The sequence below is a fragment of the Bacillus sp. Brlt_9 genome (genome assembly GCF_051948935.1).
Classification (GTDB): domain Bacteria; phylum Bacillota; class Bacilli; order Bacillales; family Bacillaceae_G; genus Bacillus_A.
The window spans coordinates 330,672-345,748 of sequence record NZ_JAYJLO010000002.1 but is presented as its reverse complement, the minus strand read 5'-3'; the positions used below and the strand labels follow the sequence as shown (position 1 = coordinate 345,748).

At 38.1% G+C, this 15,077-nt stretch carries 14 protein-coding genes; 4 read left to right on the top strand and 10 right to left on the bottom strand.

The window, feature by feature from the left end; all coding sequences use genetic code 11:
- Nucleotide 1 precedes the first annotated feature (1 nt).
- Nucleotides 2–628 carry a succinate dehydrogenase cytochrome B558 gene (sdhC, locus tag VF726_RS08020; protein ID WP_000678354.1) on the bottom strand — a complete coding sequence of 209 codons (627 nt, stop codon included), beginning with the start codon at nucleotides 626–628 and terminating at the stop codon, nucleotides 2–4.
- A gap of 300 nt (nucleotides 629–928) precedes the next feature.
- On the opposite strand from sdhC, the gene VF726_RS08015 reads away from it, so the two are divergent.
- Complete coding sequence (locus VF726_RS08015; RefSeq protein ID WP_000042224.1) at nucleotides 929–1,378, top strand: YslB family protein; 450 nt, start codon at nucleotides 929–931, stop codon at nucleotides 1,376–1,378.
- A gap of 114 nt (nucleotides 1,379–1,492) precedes the next feature.
- On the opposite strand, the gene uvrC is transcribed toward VF726_RS08015, so the two are convergent.
- From uvrC to VF726_RS07975, 8 genes are all read right to left on the bottom strand, one after another.
- Nucleotides 1,493–3,277 (bottom strand): excinuclease ABC subunit C, encoded by a 1,785-nt coding sequence (uvrC, locus tag VF726_RS08010; RefSeq protein WP_440167249.1) that lies wholly within the window; start codon nucleotides 3,275–3,277, stop codon nucleotides 1,493–1,495.
- A 147-nt stretch (nucleotides 3,278–3,424) separates the two neighbouring features.
- Nucleotides 3,425–3,739, bottom strand: coding sequence for a thioredoxin (trxA, locus tag VF726_RS08005; RefSeq protein WP_001018943.1), 315 nt, complete (start codon nucleotides 3,737–3,739; stop codon nucleotides 3,425–3,427).
- Between the two features lie 211 nt (nucleotides 3,740–3,950).
- A complete protein-coding gene (gene etfA / locus VF726_RS08000) occupies nucleotides 3,951–4,928 on the bottom strand; it encodes an electron transfer flavoprotein subunit alpha (protein WP_429600486.1) in 978 nt (325 codons plus the stop codon).
- A 36-nt stretch (nucleotides 4,929–4,964) separates the two neighbouring features.
- Nucleotides 4,965–5,738 carry an electron transfer flavoprotein subunit beta gene (gene etfB / locus VF726_RS07995; RefSeq protein ID WP_001029030.1) on the bottom strand — a complete coding sequence of 258 codons (774 nt, stop codon included), beginning with the start codon at nucleotides 5,736–5,738 and terminating at the stop codon, nucleotides 4,965–4,967.
- A gap of 78 nt (nucleotides 5,739–5,816) precedes the next feature.
- Nucleotides 5,817–6,593 (bottom strand): enoyl-CoA hydratase, encoded by a 777-nt coding sequence (locus VF726_RS07990; RefSeq protein WP_000911295.1) that lies wholly within the window; start codon nucleotides 6,591–6,593, stop codon nucleotides 5,817–5,819.
- Between the two features lie 11 nt (nucleotides 6,594–6,604).
- Complete coding sequence (locus VF726_RS07985; RefSeq protein ID WP_000742223.1) at nucleotides 6,605–7,192, bottom strand: TetR/AcrR family transcriptional regulator; 588 nt, start codon at nucleotides 7,190–7,192, stop codon at nucleotides 6,605–6,607.
- 106 nt (nucleotides 7,193–7,298) lie between these two features.
- A complete protein-coding gene (locus VF726_RS07980) occupies nucleotides 7,299–8,984 on the bottom strand; it encodes a long-chain-fatty-acid--CoA ligase (RefSeq protein WP_440167243.1) in 1,686 nt (561 codons plus the stop codon).
- Between the two features lie 189 nt (nucleotides 8,985–9,173).
- Entirely contained in the window at nucleotides 9,174–10,229 is a 1,056-nt protein-coding gene (locus VF726_RS07975) for a BclA C-terminal domain-containing protein (protein WP_440167241.1), read from the bottom strand.
- A gap of 449 nt (nucleotides 10,230–10,678) precedes the next feature.
- Between VF726_RS07975 and VF726_RS07970 the strand changes: the two genes are divergently transcribed.
- The 3 genes from VF726_RS07970 (at nucleotide 10,679) to VF726_RS07960 (ending at nucleotide 14,312) form a co-directional block, all read left to right on the top strand.
- A complete protein-coding gene (locus VF726_RS07970; protein WP_440167239.1) occupies nucleotides 10,679–11,653 on the top strand; it encodes an ABC transporter substrate-binding protein in 975 nt (324 codons plus the stop codon).
- A 7-nt stretch (nucleotides 11,654–11,660) separates the two neighbouring features.
- Nucleotides 11,661–13,697 carry a Fe(3+)-hydroxamate ABC transporter permease FhuB gene (fhuB, locus tag VF726_RS07965; RefSeq protein WP_440167237.1) on the top strand — a complete coding sequence of 679 codons (2,037 nt, stop codon included), beginning with the start codon at nucleotides 11,661–11,663 and terminating at the stop codon, nucleotides 13,695–13,697.
- A gap of 111 nt (nucleotides 13,698–13,808) precedes the next feature.
- Nucleotides 13,809–14,312 carry a DinB family protein gene (locus VF726_RS07960; RefSeq protein ID WP_440167235.1) on the top strand — a complete coding sequence of 168 codons (504 nt, stop codon included), beginning with the start codon at nucleotides 13,809–13,811 and terminating at the stop codon, nucleotides 14,310–14,312.
- Nucleotides 14,313–14,376: 64 nt separating this feature from the next.
- Here the strand turns inward: VF726_RS07960 and VF726_RS07955 are convergent, their stop codons facing one another.
- On the bottom strand, nucleotides 14,377–15,069 hold the full coding sequence (locus VF726_RS07955; RefSeq protein WP_440167233.1) for an ABC transporter permease: 693 nt from the start codon (nucleotides 15,067–15,069) through the stop codon (nucleotides 14,377–14,379).
- Nucleotides 15,070–15,077: the final 8 nt, after the last annotated feature.

The following is a 15,077-nucleotide window of genomic DNA, read 5'->3' as shown; positions in this document are numbered from 1 at the left end:
CTTACTGGTTTGCTAGCTGTGGATCGATGAACGCTAATAATGCACTCACACCTACATAAGATAGACCTAAGAAAATAGCTAATGTTACATAAGTAGAGATTCTTTGTGAACGTGGAGATACTGTAATTCCCCAGCTGATGCAGAATGTCCATAGTCCATTTGCAAAGTGGAAAATCGTTGAAACAACACCAACTAAGTAGAATGCAAACATAGCTGGATTGTTTAAAATATCTGCCATCATATCATAGTTTACCTCTTTACCTAACATTGCTTGAATACGAGTTTCCCAGACGTGCCAAGAAATGAAGATCAGCGTAACGATACCTGAAATTCTTTGGAAGACAAACATCCAGTTACGGAAATAACCGTAAGAAACCGCATTGTTCTTAGCTGTAAATGCAATATATAAGCCATATATAGCATGGTACAGTATTGGTAAAAAGATAATGAAAATTTCTAGCGCATACCGGAATGGAAGGAGCTCCATAAAGCCTGCAGCTTTGTTAAAAGCCTCTGCTCCTCGTGTTGCAAAGTTGTTTACAATTAAATGTTGCGTCAAAAAGACACCAACCGGGATGACCCCCATTAATGAGTGCCACTTACGAAACGTATACTCGCGGCCTTTCATGTCCCCATTACCCCCCTTGAATGATTGACTGCTGTTTTCAGATTAGTTTATGGCAATAATGTTTTTTCACTATTGGCATAAGAAAAACTGAAAAAATTATTCGAAATATTTCAGCATAATTTGATACCAAGTTCATTTTACTCCTATTTTTGTCGAAGCGTCAAGAAAACGTATACATAATTTGCATATAATTTGCCAATTCTTTTTTTCTTCTTATATATTCAGATTTTCCTAAAGAAAAATCTGTTTTTATAAATGAGAAATGTTATATAATAATCCCTATAGAAAGAGGGGAATATTGTGAGTAAAAATACAATCGATACAACATCTTTAGAAGATGTTTCATTGAACGCCTTCGCTTATGAATTGCTACGTGAAGAATTACTACCTGATTTAATCGGTAACGATTTAGATGGTATTTTATACTGGTCCGGTAGAAATCTTGCAAGAAAATATCCACTAGAAACAATTGAAGAAGTCATTCAGTTCTTTGAAAAAGCTGGCTGGGGCACTTTAAGCATTATTGAACATAAGCGTCGTGAAATGCAGTTCCAACTTAAAGGCACACTCATTGCTGAACGTCAAAAACAAAAAAGACATTCTTCTTATCAATTAGAAGCTGGATTCATCGCTGAACAAATTCAAAAGCAACGAAACGTCGTTGCAGAGTCCTACGAAGAAAAGAAAAAACGTTCAGACTCTATTACATTTCTTGTGAAATGGGATATAAAAGATCTCATTGAAGTGTAGCATTACCTACAGTCAACTAGACATATAAGTTTAGTTGACTTTTTTGTATTTTCATTCAGTTATCTTTATTTTAAATCTTCAGAAATTATACCAGAAAATAGAAGACGTTGTAAACTACAACGTCTTCTTATCCGCTAAATAAGTATAAATCGTCTCTGCGACATTTTTCGGCATACCTGCTTCGACAAATTCTGTTACAGAAGCTTCTTTCATCTTTTTTAGCGACCCAAAATGTTTCAGCAATATCTTTTTTCGTTTATCTCCAATTCCAGGAATATCATCGAGTGCCGATTGAATGACAGATTTTCCGTGTAATTGACGATGGAATGTAATTGCAAATCGATGCACTTCATCTTGAATACGCTGCAATAAATAAAATTCTTGGCTATTTCTCTCCAGCATCACAGGTTCAGGTGGATCTCCAATAATTAAATGGGATGTTTTATGTTTGTCATCTTTTACAAGCCCTGCCTTCGGAATGTATAAACCGAGCTCATTTTCTAGAATATCACTCGCAGCCGCCAAATGGCCTTTTCCGCCATCAATAACGATTAAATCTGGTAAAGGTAAATTCTCTTTCAGTGCCCTTGTATAACGACGTCTCACAACTTCTCTCATAGACTCATAATCATCTGGTCCTTGAACCGTTTTAATTTTATATTTCCTGTATTCTTTCTTAGCTGGTTTCCCATCTATAAAGGCAATCATTGCTGAAACAGGATTTGTCCCTTGAATATTTGAGTTATCAAACGCTTCAATACGATATGGTGTTTCGATTCCGAGCTGCTTCCCTAAATTCTCTACCGCTTTAATCGTTCGCTCTTCATCACGTTCAATTAAGTAGAATTTCTCTTCAAGAGCAATCTTCGCATTTTTATTTGCTAATTCTACAAGGTCTTTTTTCTTACCACGTTTCGGCTGCGTTGCTTCCACTTCTAAAAAGCGCTCTACTAACTCTGAGTCTATACTTCCTGGAACGACAACTTCCTTCGGTTTAAAATGACTACTGTTTTCATAAAATTGACCGATAAACGTTAAAAATCCCTCTTCTGGTTCATCGTAGATTGGAAACATAGAAACATCACGTTCAATTAGCTTTCCTTTTCGAACGAAGAAAACTTGGACACACATCCATCCTTTATCAACTGCATACCCAAACACATCACGATCCACTAAGTCACTCATAATCATCTTTTGTTTTTCCATAATCGCATCGATATGCGCAATTTGATCACGTAACTCTTTTGCACGTTCAAATTCTAGTTTTTCTGAAGCTTCATACATCTTTGTTTCTAATTCTGTCCGAACTTCTTTATGTCCACCATTTAAAAATTTAATAATTTCATCTACAATTTCTTTATTTTGTTCTTCCGTCACTTCTTTCACACAAGGTGCTAAACATTGACCCATATGATAATATAAACAAACTTTATCGGGCATATTTGAGCACTTACGAAGCGGATACATACGATCTAGCAGTTTTTTCGTTTCATGAGCTGATTGTGCATTCGGATAAGGACCAAAATACTTTCCTTTATCCTTTTTTACGTTTCGCGTAATGAGTAATCGCGGCTGTTTTTCAGCTGTAATTTTAATGAAAGGATATGTTTTATCATCTTTTAATTGAATATTATATTTTGGATCATGTTTTTTTATTAAGTTTAGCTCTAAAATGAGAGCCTCTAGATTTGAGGAGGTTACAATATATTCAAAATCTACAATTTCTCCTACAAGCCGAAGTGTTTTTCCATCATGTGAACCAGTAAAGTACGAGCGCACACGATTTTTAAGCACTTTTGCCTTTCCGACATATATAACCGTTCCTTGCTTATCTTTCATTAAATAACAACCAGGTTGATCTGGTAAAATAGCCAATTTTTCTTTTAAATGTTCGTGCACTCGTTACCCTCCATTTCTACATGCTTAGCATTTTTATTTTCACATGAAAACATACTATGCCAAAACACCCAACATACGTTCTTTTATTGTAACGGAAAGGTGTAAAAAAGGAAAATAAAAAAAGCTACCAAATGGTAGCCCTTTATTTTAGAAGTGTTTAGAAACTAATTCTACTAACGCTTCTTTCGGTTTGTAACCTAACGCTTGATCAACTACTTTACCGTCTTTTAATACGAAAAGAGCTGGAATGCTCATTACTTCGAATTGACGAGCAGTTTCTTGGTTTTCATCCACGTCTACTTTTACTACTTTTACTTTTTCGCCTAGTTCTGCATCAATTTCCTCTAATACAGGAGCGATCATTTTACAAGGTCCACACCAAGGTGCCCAGAAATCTAATAATACAACACCTTCGCTAGTTTCAGCTGCGAAGCTTTGGTCATTTGCGTTTACAATTGCCATTTTATTTCCTCCTTCAAGTATATTCTACCAAGAGTATATCATTAACTTATATACGTGGCGAATAATATGTATCGTTATGTATTGTAACAAAAAAGTGTTCCTTTATACTATATAAAAATACGGATAAAATACTAAAAAGATGAGAGACAGGGGATCTCTCACCTTTTTCTATATATAGGGGTACTTCACTTGGAACTCAAGGGTACTCAAATCATGAATGTACTTTTAACTTTTTAAACTCTTCTGTTAAAAGAGGTACGACTTCAAATAGATCGCCAACAATACCATAGTCAGCTACTTTGAAGATGCTTGCTTCTGGGTCTTTATTAATCGCAACGATTATTTTTGAGTTAGACATACCAGCTAGATGCTGAATCGCACCAGAAATACCACATGCAATGTATAGGTCTGGCGTAACAACTTTACCAGTTTGACCAATTTGTAATGAGTAATCGCAATACTCAGCGTCACAAGCACCACGAGATGCCCCAACAGCGCCGCCTAATACGTCAGCTAACTCTTTTAATGGCTTGAATCCTTCTTCACTCTTCACACCGCGTCCACCAGCGATAATAACTTTCGCTTCAGAAAGGTCAACACCTTCTGCTGTCTTACGGACGACATCTTGAATGATTGTACGTAGGTCTTTCACATCTACTGTAATAGAAGACACATCACCACTGCGAGACTCATCTTTTTCAAGCGTTGCAATGTTATTTGGACGCACTGTCGCAAATAAGATGCCGTCTGTTACAATCTTCTTCTCAAACGCTTTACCAGAGTAAATTGGACGAGTGAAGATAATATTTCCACCTTCAACCTCTAAAGCAGTTACGTCAGAAACTAGTCCAGCTTCAAGCTTCGCTGCTAATTTTGGTGATAAATCTTTACCAAGTGCTGTATGTCCAAATACGATACCTTCTGGATTTTCTTCAGCATATACAGCTAAAAACGCTTGTGCATAACCGTCAGATGTATATGATTTTAATTTATCATTTTCAACTGTCACAACGCGATCTGCACCGTAATGAATCAATTCATTTGCAAAAGAGGCAACGCTGTCTCCAACTAGAAGACCTACTACTTCACCGCCTTCTGCAATTGTTTTTGCTGCTGCTACCGCTTCAAACGAAACGTTACGTAGCGATCCATCACGAACTTCACCCATTACTAATACTTTACGAGCCATAGATTTTCCCTCCTGCATATATAATTTCGTATTTTATTAGATTACTTTCGCTTCTGTATGGAGCAACGATACAAGTTCTTTTACTTGATCTTGCAGCTCGCCTTGTAACACTTTTCCTGCATCTTTCTTAGGAGGCAAATAGATTTCAATTGTTTTTGTCTTTGCTTCCACATCATCTTCTTCTAAATCTAAATCATCTAATTCTAATTCTTCTAGTGGCTTTTTCTTCGCCTTCATAATACCTGGAAGCGATGGGTAGCGTGGTTCATTCAAACCTTGCTGTGCTGTTACTAAAACTGGTAATGAAGTTTCAATCACTTCTGTATCACCTTCAACATCACGCTCAATCTTCACGTTTGTACCGTCAATTTCAAGTTTTGTAATCGTCGTTACGTACGGAATATTTAACGCTTCAGCCACACGCGGGCCAACTTGTCCAGATGCACCATCAATTGCAACGTTTCCGCCTAAAATTAAATCTGCATCTTTATCTTTTAAATATTCAGCAAGCACTTTTGCTGTTGTGAACTGGTCACCATTTTCTACATCATCTTCAATATTAATTAATACTGCTTTATCACAGCCCATCGCTAATGCCGTACGAAGTTCTTTCTCACTATCTTCGCCACCGACTGTTACAACAGTAACCTCTCCACCTTGTGCGTCTCTTACTTGAATTGCTTCTTCAATCGCATATTCATCGTAAGGGTTGATGATGAATTCCGCTTCGCCATCGTAAATTGCACCGTTTTTAATTACGATTTTTTCTTCTGTATCAAATGTTCGTTTCATGAGTACGTAGATGTTCATTCCATTTACCCCCTTGTTTTTCAGAAAGATTCTATCAATTTTAATTTTCTGTTAATTTATATTAAAAAAATAATTGAACTACCTGCCACTAAATGAAGGCTTACGTTTTTCTAAAAACGCTGCTACACCTTCTCTTCCATCTTCACTCGTAAATACTTCACCAAAGATTTGAGCTTCGCGTTGTACACCTTCATAATAATGAGATGATTTCGTCGTTTGCAATAACTCTAGTACAGCACGAGTCGTCGCTGGGCTTTTTCCAGCAATCTGTTTTGCAACTTTAAGCGTATCATCTAAAAATGTTTCTTCAGCAAAAACTCCATTAACAAGTCCCCATTTTAACGCTTCTGCACCAGTAATCGGTGTACTTGTTAACATCATTTCACAAGCTTTCGCTTTCCCAACATAACGTGGTAATCGCTGTGTACCTGCAAATCCAGGAATTAATCCAAGTGTTAATTCAGGTAAACCAAGTTTTGCACTTTCAGTTGCAAAGCGCATGTGGCAAGACATAGCAAACTCAAGGCCGCCGCCAAGTGCCGCTCCATGAATTGCCGCGATAACTGGTTTTGAACATTTTTCAACGCGTTCAAACGTAACTTGTCCAAGCTGCGCTAATTCAGTCGCTTGCTTCGCTTCAGTAACAGATGTAAATTCTTTAATATCTGCTCCCGCCGAGAAGAAACGCCCTTCACCGTGAATAACAACAACACGAATGTTATCATCCTTCTCCACTTGATCAATTAATTCAGTAACGTCATGCATAACTTGTGAAGACATCGCGTTAGCCGGCGCATGATTTAACGTCGCCACTGCGATATGATCTTCAACTCTTACAGATAGGAATTTCAACATGATCCCTCCCATTATTGACGATAACCACAGGCTGCAATAAGTAGCCCATGTACCGTTTTTGAAAGTGCGACCAGATCATACTTATGATCGCTCATTACCCAATTGGTCACAACTTCATCTACTGTTCCAAAGATCATTTGTCTTGCCACGCGAACATTTAAATCCGCTTGGAATTCACCTTGCTTTATACCTGTCTCTAAAATCTCATCCATAACTTGTAAGTAGCCTTTTAATACTTCATTTATTTTTAGGCGTAAGTCTTGATTGGACTGTCTTAGCTCTAATTGCGTAACGATAGCAAGAGGATCATTTTGCGACAACAGCAAGAAGTGCGTTTCTACCAACATGAATAACTTCGATACAGCGCTTTCAATTCCTGCTGTTTTTTGACGAATTGTTTCGACAAATTCTCCCATCTTCTCTTGGAATAAGGATATTAATATATCTTCTTTATTTTTAAAATATAAATAAATCGTGCCATCAGCTACCCCAGCTTGCTTTGCTATTTTAGAAACTTGCGCTTGGTGGTACCCATTCTCCGCAATCACAATGACTGCCGCATCAATAATTTGATTGTATTTCGGTCTATTTTTCTTCACTTTACTGTCCCCTTCAAGAAGATGACTGAATGAATAGTCATTCATATTCTTATAATACTGACTATTTAGAAAAGTGTCAATCCTATTTTTTCAAAAAGAAAGGGCCTTAGCCCGTTTGCTCATCCTCATTCTTTCTTTTCTCTTCATCTATTAAGACACGGCGTAAAATTTTTCCGACTGTCGTTTTCGGCAGTTCATCTCTAAACTCATATACTTTCGGCACTTTATAGGCAGCTAAATATTTACGCGCAAACTGATTTAATTCTTCCTCAGAGCACTCCGCACCTTCTTTTAACACAACAAATGCTTTAACTGTCTCTCCCCGGTACGGATCGGGAACTCCAATCGTCACTACTTCTTGCACTTTTTCATGCTCATATAATACCTCTTCTACTTCACGAGGATATACATTAAATCCACTCGCAACAATCATATCTTTCTTACGATCTTTCACATAGAAGAAGCCATCTTCATCCATGTAACCAACATCCCCTGTATGGAGCCATCCATCTTGTAATACAGCGGCTGTTTCTTCTGGCTTATTCCAATACCCCTTCATAATTTGAGGCCCTTTTACTACAATTTCACCAATTTCTCCTGGTGGTAATGCCTCACCAGTTTCAAGCGACATAATCATTGCTTCTGTATCTGGCCATGGAACCCCAATGCTACCTGGCACTCGCTTTTCCCATAAAAAATTACTATGTGTAACCGGAGATGATTCTGTTAAACCATATCCCTCTACTAATTTACCACCTGTAACTGTTTCAAACTTTTCCTGTACTTCTACTGGCAGTGGTGCTGAGCCACTAATACAAGCACGAATAGACGAAATATCGTATCCTTTTAAAAGCGGGCTATTTAAAAGAGCGATATAAATAGTTGGTGCCCCTGGAAACAATGTCACTTTATGCTTCTTAATCGCTTCAAAAACCATTTTCATATCAAACTTTGGAATAAGAACCATTTTGTATCCTTGCATAACACTCAAATTCATAACAGCCGTCATACCGTACACGTGGAAAAATGGAAGAACACCAAGAACGACTTCTTCTCCTTCTTTACAATTATATAACCAATGAACCCCCATCAACGTGTTAGAAACGAGGTTTTTATGCGTTAACATGACGCCTTTCGGAAATCCAGTTGTTCCTCCTGTATACTGTAAAAGAGCTAGATCATTTTCAGGATCACACGGTACTTCAACATCCGTATTCACTTCTTTTTCTACTGAATTCCAAAGGTGAATCGTTTCACTCTCTGATACTTTCACAACTAAATTCGACTGTTTTTTCTGCACGAATGGATACAATAGATTTTTAGGGAAAGGTAAAAAGTCAGCAATACGAGTTACGATAATATGCTCAATTTTTGTAGCAGATTGAACATTCGTTACTCTTGGAAATACTAAATCGAGACAAAGAATTACTTTGGCTCCTGAGTCATGAAGCTGGTATTCTAACTCTCTTTCTGTATACAGTGGATTTGTTTGTACTACGATACCTCCCGCAAGTAATGTACCGTAATAACCAATTACAGCCTGCGGACAATTCGGCAACATAATAGCAACTCGATCACCCTTTTCCACACCGAGATTTTGAAGATAATTTGCAAATCTCTTCACCTTATCATGGAAGTTTGAAAATGTAATATCCTTCCCCAAAAAGTGAAGCGCTTTCTTTTCTGGATAGCGAGAAGCCATCTGTTCTACATATCTATGAAGCGGCTGAATATCATAAGAAATCGTGCTTGGAATTTCCTCTGGATAACTTTTCAACCATGGTTTTTCCACCTTCATTCCCCCTTCAAATACATAAAAAATAAATGAATGTTCATTCATGATGGTTGTGTTCATTATATTATAGTCTCCATAACGTTACAATCATAATATTCTGACTTTTGTATAACTATGCTTCACTCCATTAACTTCTTATTATATGTACAAACTCTCCTAATCTTAAAAGAATAAGAGAGTTATTATTTAACTTAACCTTATTATCGTTAACACAGCTCCTGGTGTAGTCGTTGATAATGTTGCAACAGCTAACAAACCAAATAGTTGCAAACTAATGGCACTTCCAGCCGCAAGAGTCGTAATAATTGTTGCACTAAATGATGTAGTTGCTAATGCGGGAGAATTGATCGTTCCAGCAAGAGGTGCACCATTAATTGTAATCCGCGAACTAACTAATAATGAAGCCGTTATATTAATCGTATATGAAATATAATAATTCCCAGCATTTGCAACCGTAAATACTGTATTCCCTCCAGAAACAGTAATACCTGGACCGATATTTTGATTATTCGGAAGCGGGACATTCGTTCCACCAAGAAGTACCGATATCGCTGTTCCCGACGTATTATTTGCAAAAGCGTATGTTGCCGTTATACTTGTGCCAGTTGCCCCCGTATCTCCTGTTGCTCCTGTTGGTCCCGTTGAACCTGTTATTCCTGTTGCTCCCGTCGGACCCGTCGCTCCCGTTGGACCCGTTGAACCTGTTATTCCCGTCGCTCCCGTTGGGCCTGTTGCTCCTGTTGGGCCTGTTGCTCCTGTTGGACCTGTGTCGCCTGTTACCCCTGTCGCCCCCGTTGGACCTGTTGCTCCTGTTGGGCCTGTTGCTCCTGTTGGACCTGTTGGACCTGTTGCTCCTGTTGGACCTGTTGGACCTGTGTCGCCTGTTACCCCTGTCGCCCCCGTTGGACCCGTTGCTCCTGTTGGACCTGTGTCGCCTGTTACCCCTGTCGCCCCCGTTGGACCCGTTGCTCCTGTTATTCCTGTCGCTCCTGTTGGACCCGTTGCCCCTGTATCGCCTGTTACTCCCGTCGCTCCCGTTGGACCTGTGCCACCTGTTACTCCTGTCGCCCCCGTTGGGCCTGTGCCACCTGTTGCTCCTGTTGCTCCTGTTGCTCCCGTCGGACCGGTTGGACCAACCTTAGGAACTGTCCCATCGCAACTAAAACAGCATGAATCAACATGTACACCATTTTGATTATTACACCCACAATATCCATTTACGTTATTGCTCCATGAAGACATGTTGATCACTTCCTTTACATGCAATCTTTTAAATACAATCACCGAGTTAGAAAACATCTATCTAAATAACAAAGAAATACTTTACCTATTAGGGATAAACACAGGTTTATTCCATACATTCTAGTAATTATTACATGCGATTCTCACTCCTTTTGCTTGTACTTTCGCCTTATCTCCACAGACTATTAACAATACACATTACACTATCGTACACAGCCACTTTCCCATTTAAACTTTCCACATTCGCCAATATTTTTAGTAAAGAGGCTTATTCTTCATAAATAACGACTATAATATATAAAAATTCATATAATTTGTTATTTTTCGTCAAAATTTTAAAAATATATTGACACTTAAAATACCCTCATAGTATGATTTGGGTGTTGTAATTGATAACCATTTTCACTTATGGTGCTAGTTACAAAAAACACTTTATTTGGGGGCAGAAGATGAAGAAAATTCTCAGTATTTTCATAGTAGTTCTTCTATTCGCTGTTGGATGCGGACAGCAAAAAGAGGAGAAAAAAGAAACAAAGACAGACGATAAGAAACAAGCTATAACAATTAAACACGCTGAAGGGGAAACAAAGTTAGATAAACCAGCGAAAAAAGTTGTTGTACTTGAGTGGGTATATTCAGAAGACTTATTAGCGCTTGGTGTTCAGCCAGTAGGGATGGCAGACATTAAGAATTATAATAAATGGGTAAATACAGCAACAAAACCAGGTAAAGATGTTGTAGACGTAGGGACACGTCAACAACCAAACTTAGAAGAAATTAGCCGTCTAAAACCAGATTTAATTATCACAGCTTCATTCCGTAGTAAAGCTATTAAAAATGAATTAGAGCAAATTGCACCAACAGTTATGTTTGATCCATCAACAAGCAATAACGATCACTTTGCTGAGATGACAGAAACATTTAAACAAATCGCAAAGGCAGTTGGAAAAGAAGAAGAAGGTAAAAAAGTATTAGCTGATATGGATAAAGCATTCGCTGATGCAAAAGCAAAAATTGAAAAAGCAAACTTAAAAGATAAAAACATCACAATGGTACAAGCATTTACAGCTAAAAATGTACCAACATTCCGTATCTTAACTGACAATTCTACAGCTTTACAAGTTACAAAAAAATTAGGTTTAACAAATACATTTGAAGCTGGAAAATCTGAGCCAGATGGTTTCAAACAAACAACTGTAGAATCATTACAAAGTGTACAAGATTCAAACTTCATTTACATTGTAGCGGATGATGATAACATTTTTGACACGCAACTAAAAGGGAACCCTGCTTGGGAAGGTTTAAATTTCAAAAAAGAAGACAAAATGTATAAATTAAAAGGCGACACTTGGATTTTCGGTGGTCCTGAGTCTGCAAAATCTTTAGCAACACAAGTAGCAGATGTAATGACAGCGAAGAAGTGATTACACGATGAATAGCTTACAACATACACTTCGAGCAAGTCTTGTATTCGGAGGAGGAGCATCTCTCTTGCTCCTCCTTTTCTTTATTCACATCGGACAAGGTCAAGCAAACATTTCCTATAGTATGATTATTGATGCTCTTACCTCACCGAATCAATCGCTAGAGCACCAAACTTTAATTATGCTTCGATTACCTAGAGCAGTAATTGCCATTTTAGCTGGAGGTGCCCTTGCTGCATCTGGGGTTATCTTACAAACGTTAACGAAAAATCCACTTGCTGAATCGAGTACAATGGGTATTCACTCTGGCGCATATTTCTTTCTAGTAGCGGCTACAATTTTCTTACCGAAAGGTCTGCAAATTAATTCACTTCTTTTCACATTTATCGGTGGTGCTATTACTGCTTTATTTGTATACCGTATTTCTGGTGGAAAAAAGGGAACCCCACTTAGAATGGCACTAGCTGGTATGGTCGTTACATTAATGCTTTCTGCCTTTACTGGAACAATGCAGCTTTTCTATGAAAATGAAACAGCAGGTTTATTTTTATGGGGAGCTGGATCTCTTATTCAAAATAACTGGGATGGCGTTCAATTCGCTTTTCCATTTATCATTATTTCTTTCCTAGTTTTACTAGTTATATCTCGTAAACTCAACATTCTCTTACTTGGTGATGATGTTGCTGTTTCTCTTGGTGAAAAAACAGCAGTAACACGTCTTATCGCCTTCATTGCTGCGATCTTTTTAACAGCAGTAATTGTAACTGTCGTTGGACCAATTGGATTTGTCGGCTTAGTTGCACCACATTTAATGCGCCTTATTGGCTATCGTCAACACTTTACTCTCCTTCTCTCTTCTTTCTTATGGGGAGCTGTATTATTACTTGGAGCAGATGTTGCCGGTAGATTAATAGATCCAACCGGTGCGGAACTTCCTGTTGGGGCAGTCACGGCAATGATTGGATCGCCTTGGCTTATTTACTTAGTGTATCGCATGATGAAGTCAAAACAATATATGAATGATAACGGTGCGAATGCAGCTGGAGCTAGTTCCCGCTATTATTCTTATAAAAAGGTAATCATTATATCTATCGTACTTTGCACTGTGACGATTGCTCTTGGTGTTACTATTAGTAGTAACGCTTATATCGAAAGCATTACAAATGCTATAACAGGACAATTAACACAATTTGATAAAAATATGATGATGAACCTTCGTTTACCAAGAATGCTCGTTGCCGCTATCGCTGGCGCATGCCTTGCAATAAGTGGGCTTGTTTTCCAAGGTATATTAAGAAATCCACTTGCTGATCCTTCTATTATTGGTATTTCATCGGGAGCTGGTGTTGGTGCCTTAACCGTTATGTACGTCTTCCCTGCACTTCCTGGTTTCTTCCTACCAATTGGTGCATTTATCGGCGGACTACTTGCAGTTGGCATTGTCCTCTTCTTCTCATGGAAGTCAGGATTTAGCCCAACAGCCCTTGCTTTAATAGGAATCGGTATTTCAGCTCTCGGCTCAGCGATTATTCAAATCTTTATCGTTAGAGCAAATTTGAACGTTGCTGCTGCTTTAACATGGCTATCAGGTAGCACGTATGCAAGAGGATGGAATCACTTAGAAAATATTATTCTATATCCATCACTTATTCTCGTGCTTATTATCTTTTTCTTAATAAAACAACTTGATGTTCTCATACTTGGAGACGATTTAGCAACAGGGCTTGGACAACCAGTAAATAAAACGCGCCTAGCTCTCATTGTATTAGCAACACTACTTGCATCTGTAAATATCGCAGCTGTCGGTACGATTGCCTTTCTAGGTCTTGTTGCACCACACTTAGCACGAATCGTCGTTGGTATGAATCATCAAAGATTATTCGTTTGCTCCGCACTGTTTGGAGCAATCCTTCTTTCCATTGCTGACTTACTCGGACGAACAATTGCATACCCGAAAGAAATTCCTTCTGGTCTTGTCGTTGCTGTACTTGGAGCACCTTATTTCTTATGGTTGATGAGGAAGAGTGGGAAGAAGGTAAGTTAAAAAAGAGGCTTCTTGTTAGAAGCCTCTTTTTTTTATTCGTTCTTATAGTTCAAAAGGAAACTAGCTTTTTTTCACGAATGTAACCTATGAACATAACTAGGAGGGATAAATATGTACCAAACTATTGAAGGCTTCTTGCAATCATGGACATACGAGGCTGAGTCTACTCAAAAGATGCTCGATGCATTAACAGATGAATCTTTATCACAAGAAATTGCACCTGGGCACTGGACGTTAGGCAGAGTTGCTTGGCATATCGTGACGGCAATTCCAGTTATGCTATCTGGCACCGGGCTTAAGTTTGAAGGAGAAACGAAAGATTATCCTGTACCAAGTTCTGCAGTAACAATTGCAGATGAGTATCGCAAAGTGAATGCGGCTTTTGTTGAAGCACTTCAAGGTGAATGGACTGATAAAGACTTAGCTACTATTAATGACTTCTTTGGTCGTCCTATGCCGAATTCTATATTTTTAATGACACTCATCAATCATCAAAATCATCACCGCGGACAAATGACAGTTTTAATGCGGCAAGCTGGCTTAACAGTTCCTGGCGTATATGGCCCAGCAAAAGAAGAATGGGCTGCAGCTGGAATGGAAGCTCCTAAAATGTAACTACAGAAAAAGACAAGGTGTTTACACATCTTGTCTTTTTCTGTAACTTGTTTCATGTGAAACTTTATAATACATCTTCCTTCTCTATATTTTTAATTCCGTAATATGCAATCGCAAATCCAATTACAGCAAGTGCTAGTTGAAGGGGAAGAAACGTTGCTGTAGAAAACATTGGAGTATTATTAATGGCAATGGATACAACAATGAGAGATGAAACAATTGTAGTCGGCACTGAACGTTTACGCATTCCGAAATATAATGGGATTAAGCTTATTCCCGCAGTAGCAATAGCTAAAGGAACAAGGTTTATCCCTTCTCGCGTCAATTGATCTACTGTGAATGAATTAGGAAGAATGGAAAAATAGCTATCTATACAAAAGAAAACTCCTACTACTAAAATGTTAGATACAATAACTGTTATACATGTTAATGTTGCTGTAATAACCAACTTACTAATCATCATTTTCTTCCGATTAATAGGATAAGAAAACATTAGTAGTATTGTTTTGTTTTTATATTCACCAATTATTAACCTTGCGATTAACACACTACCAAAAATAATAAATGTTGCTCTTACTAATGTACTAGCCATTAACAAAACCATCTGTGGATCTCTTATTTCTGGATCTCCTTCTATTTGAGAAACGATGCTCGTAAAGATCAGTAATACCAGTATAGCGATATTTGTAATAATCGCTCCCCTTACATACCATCCAAGCTTAAACTTCTTCATTTCTAACTTCATAAGACGTAACATAATAGTCC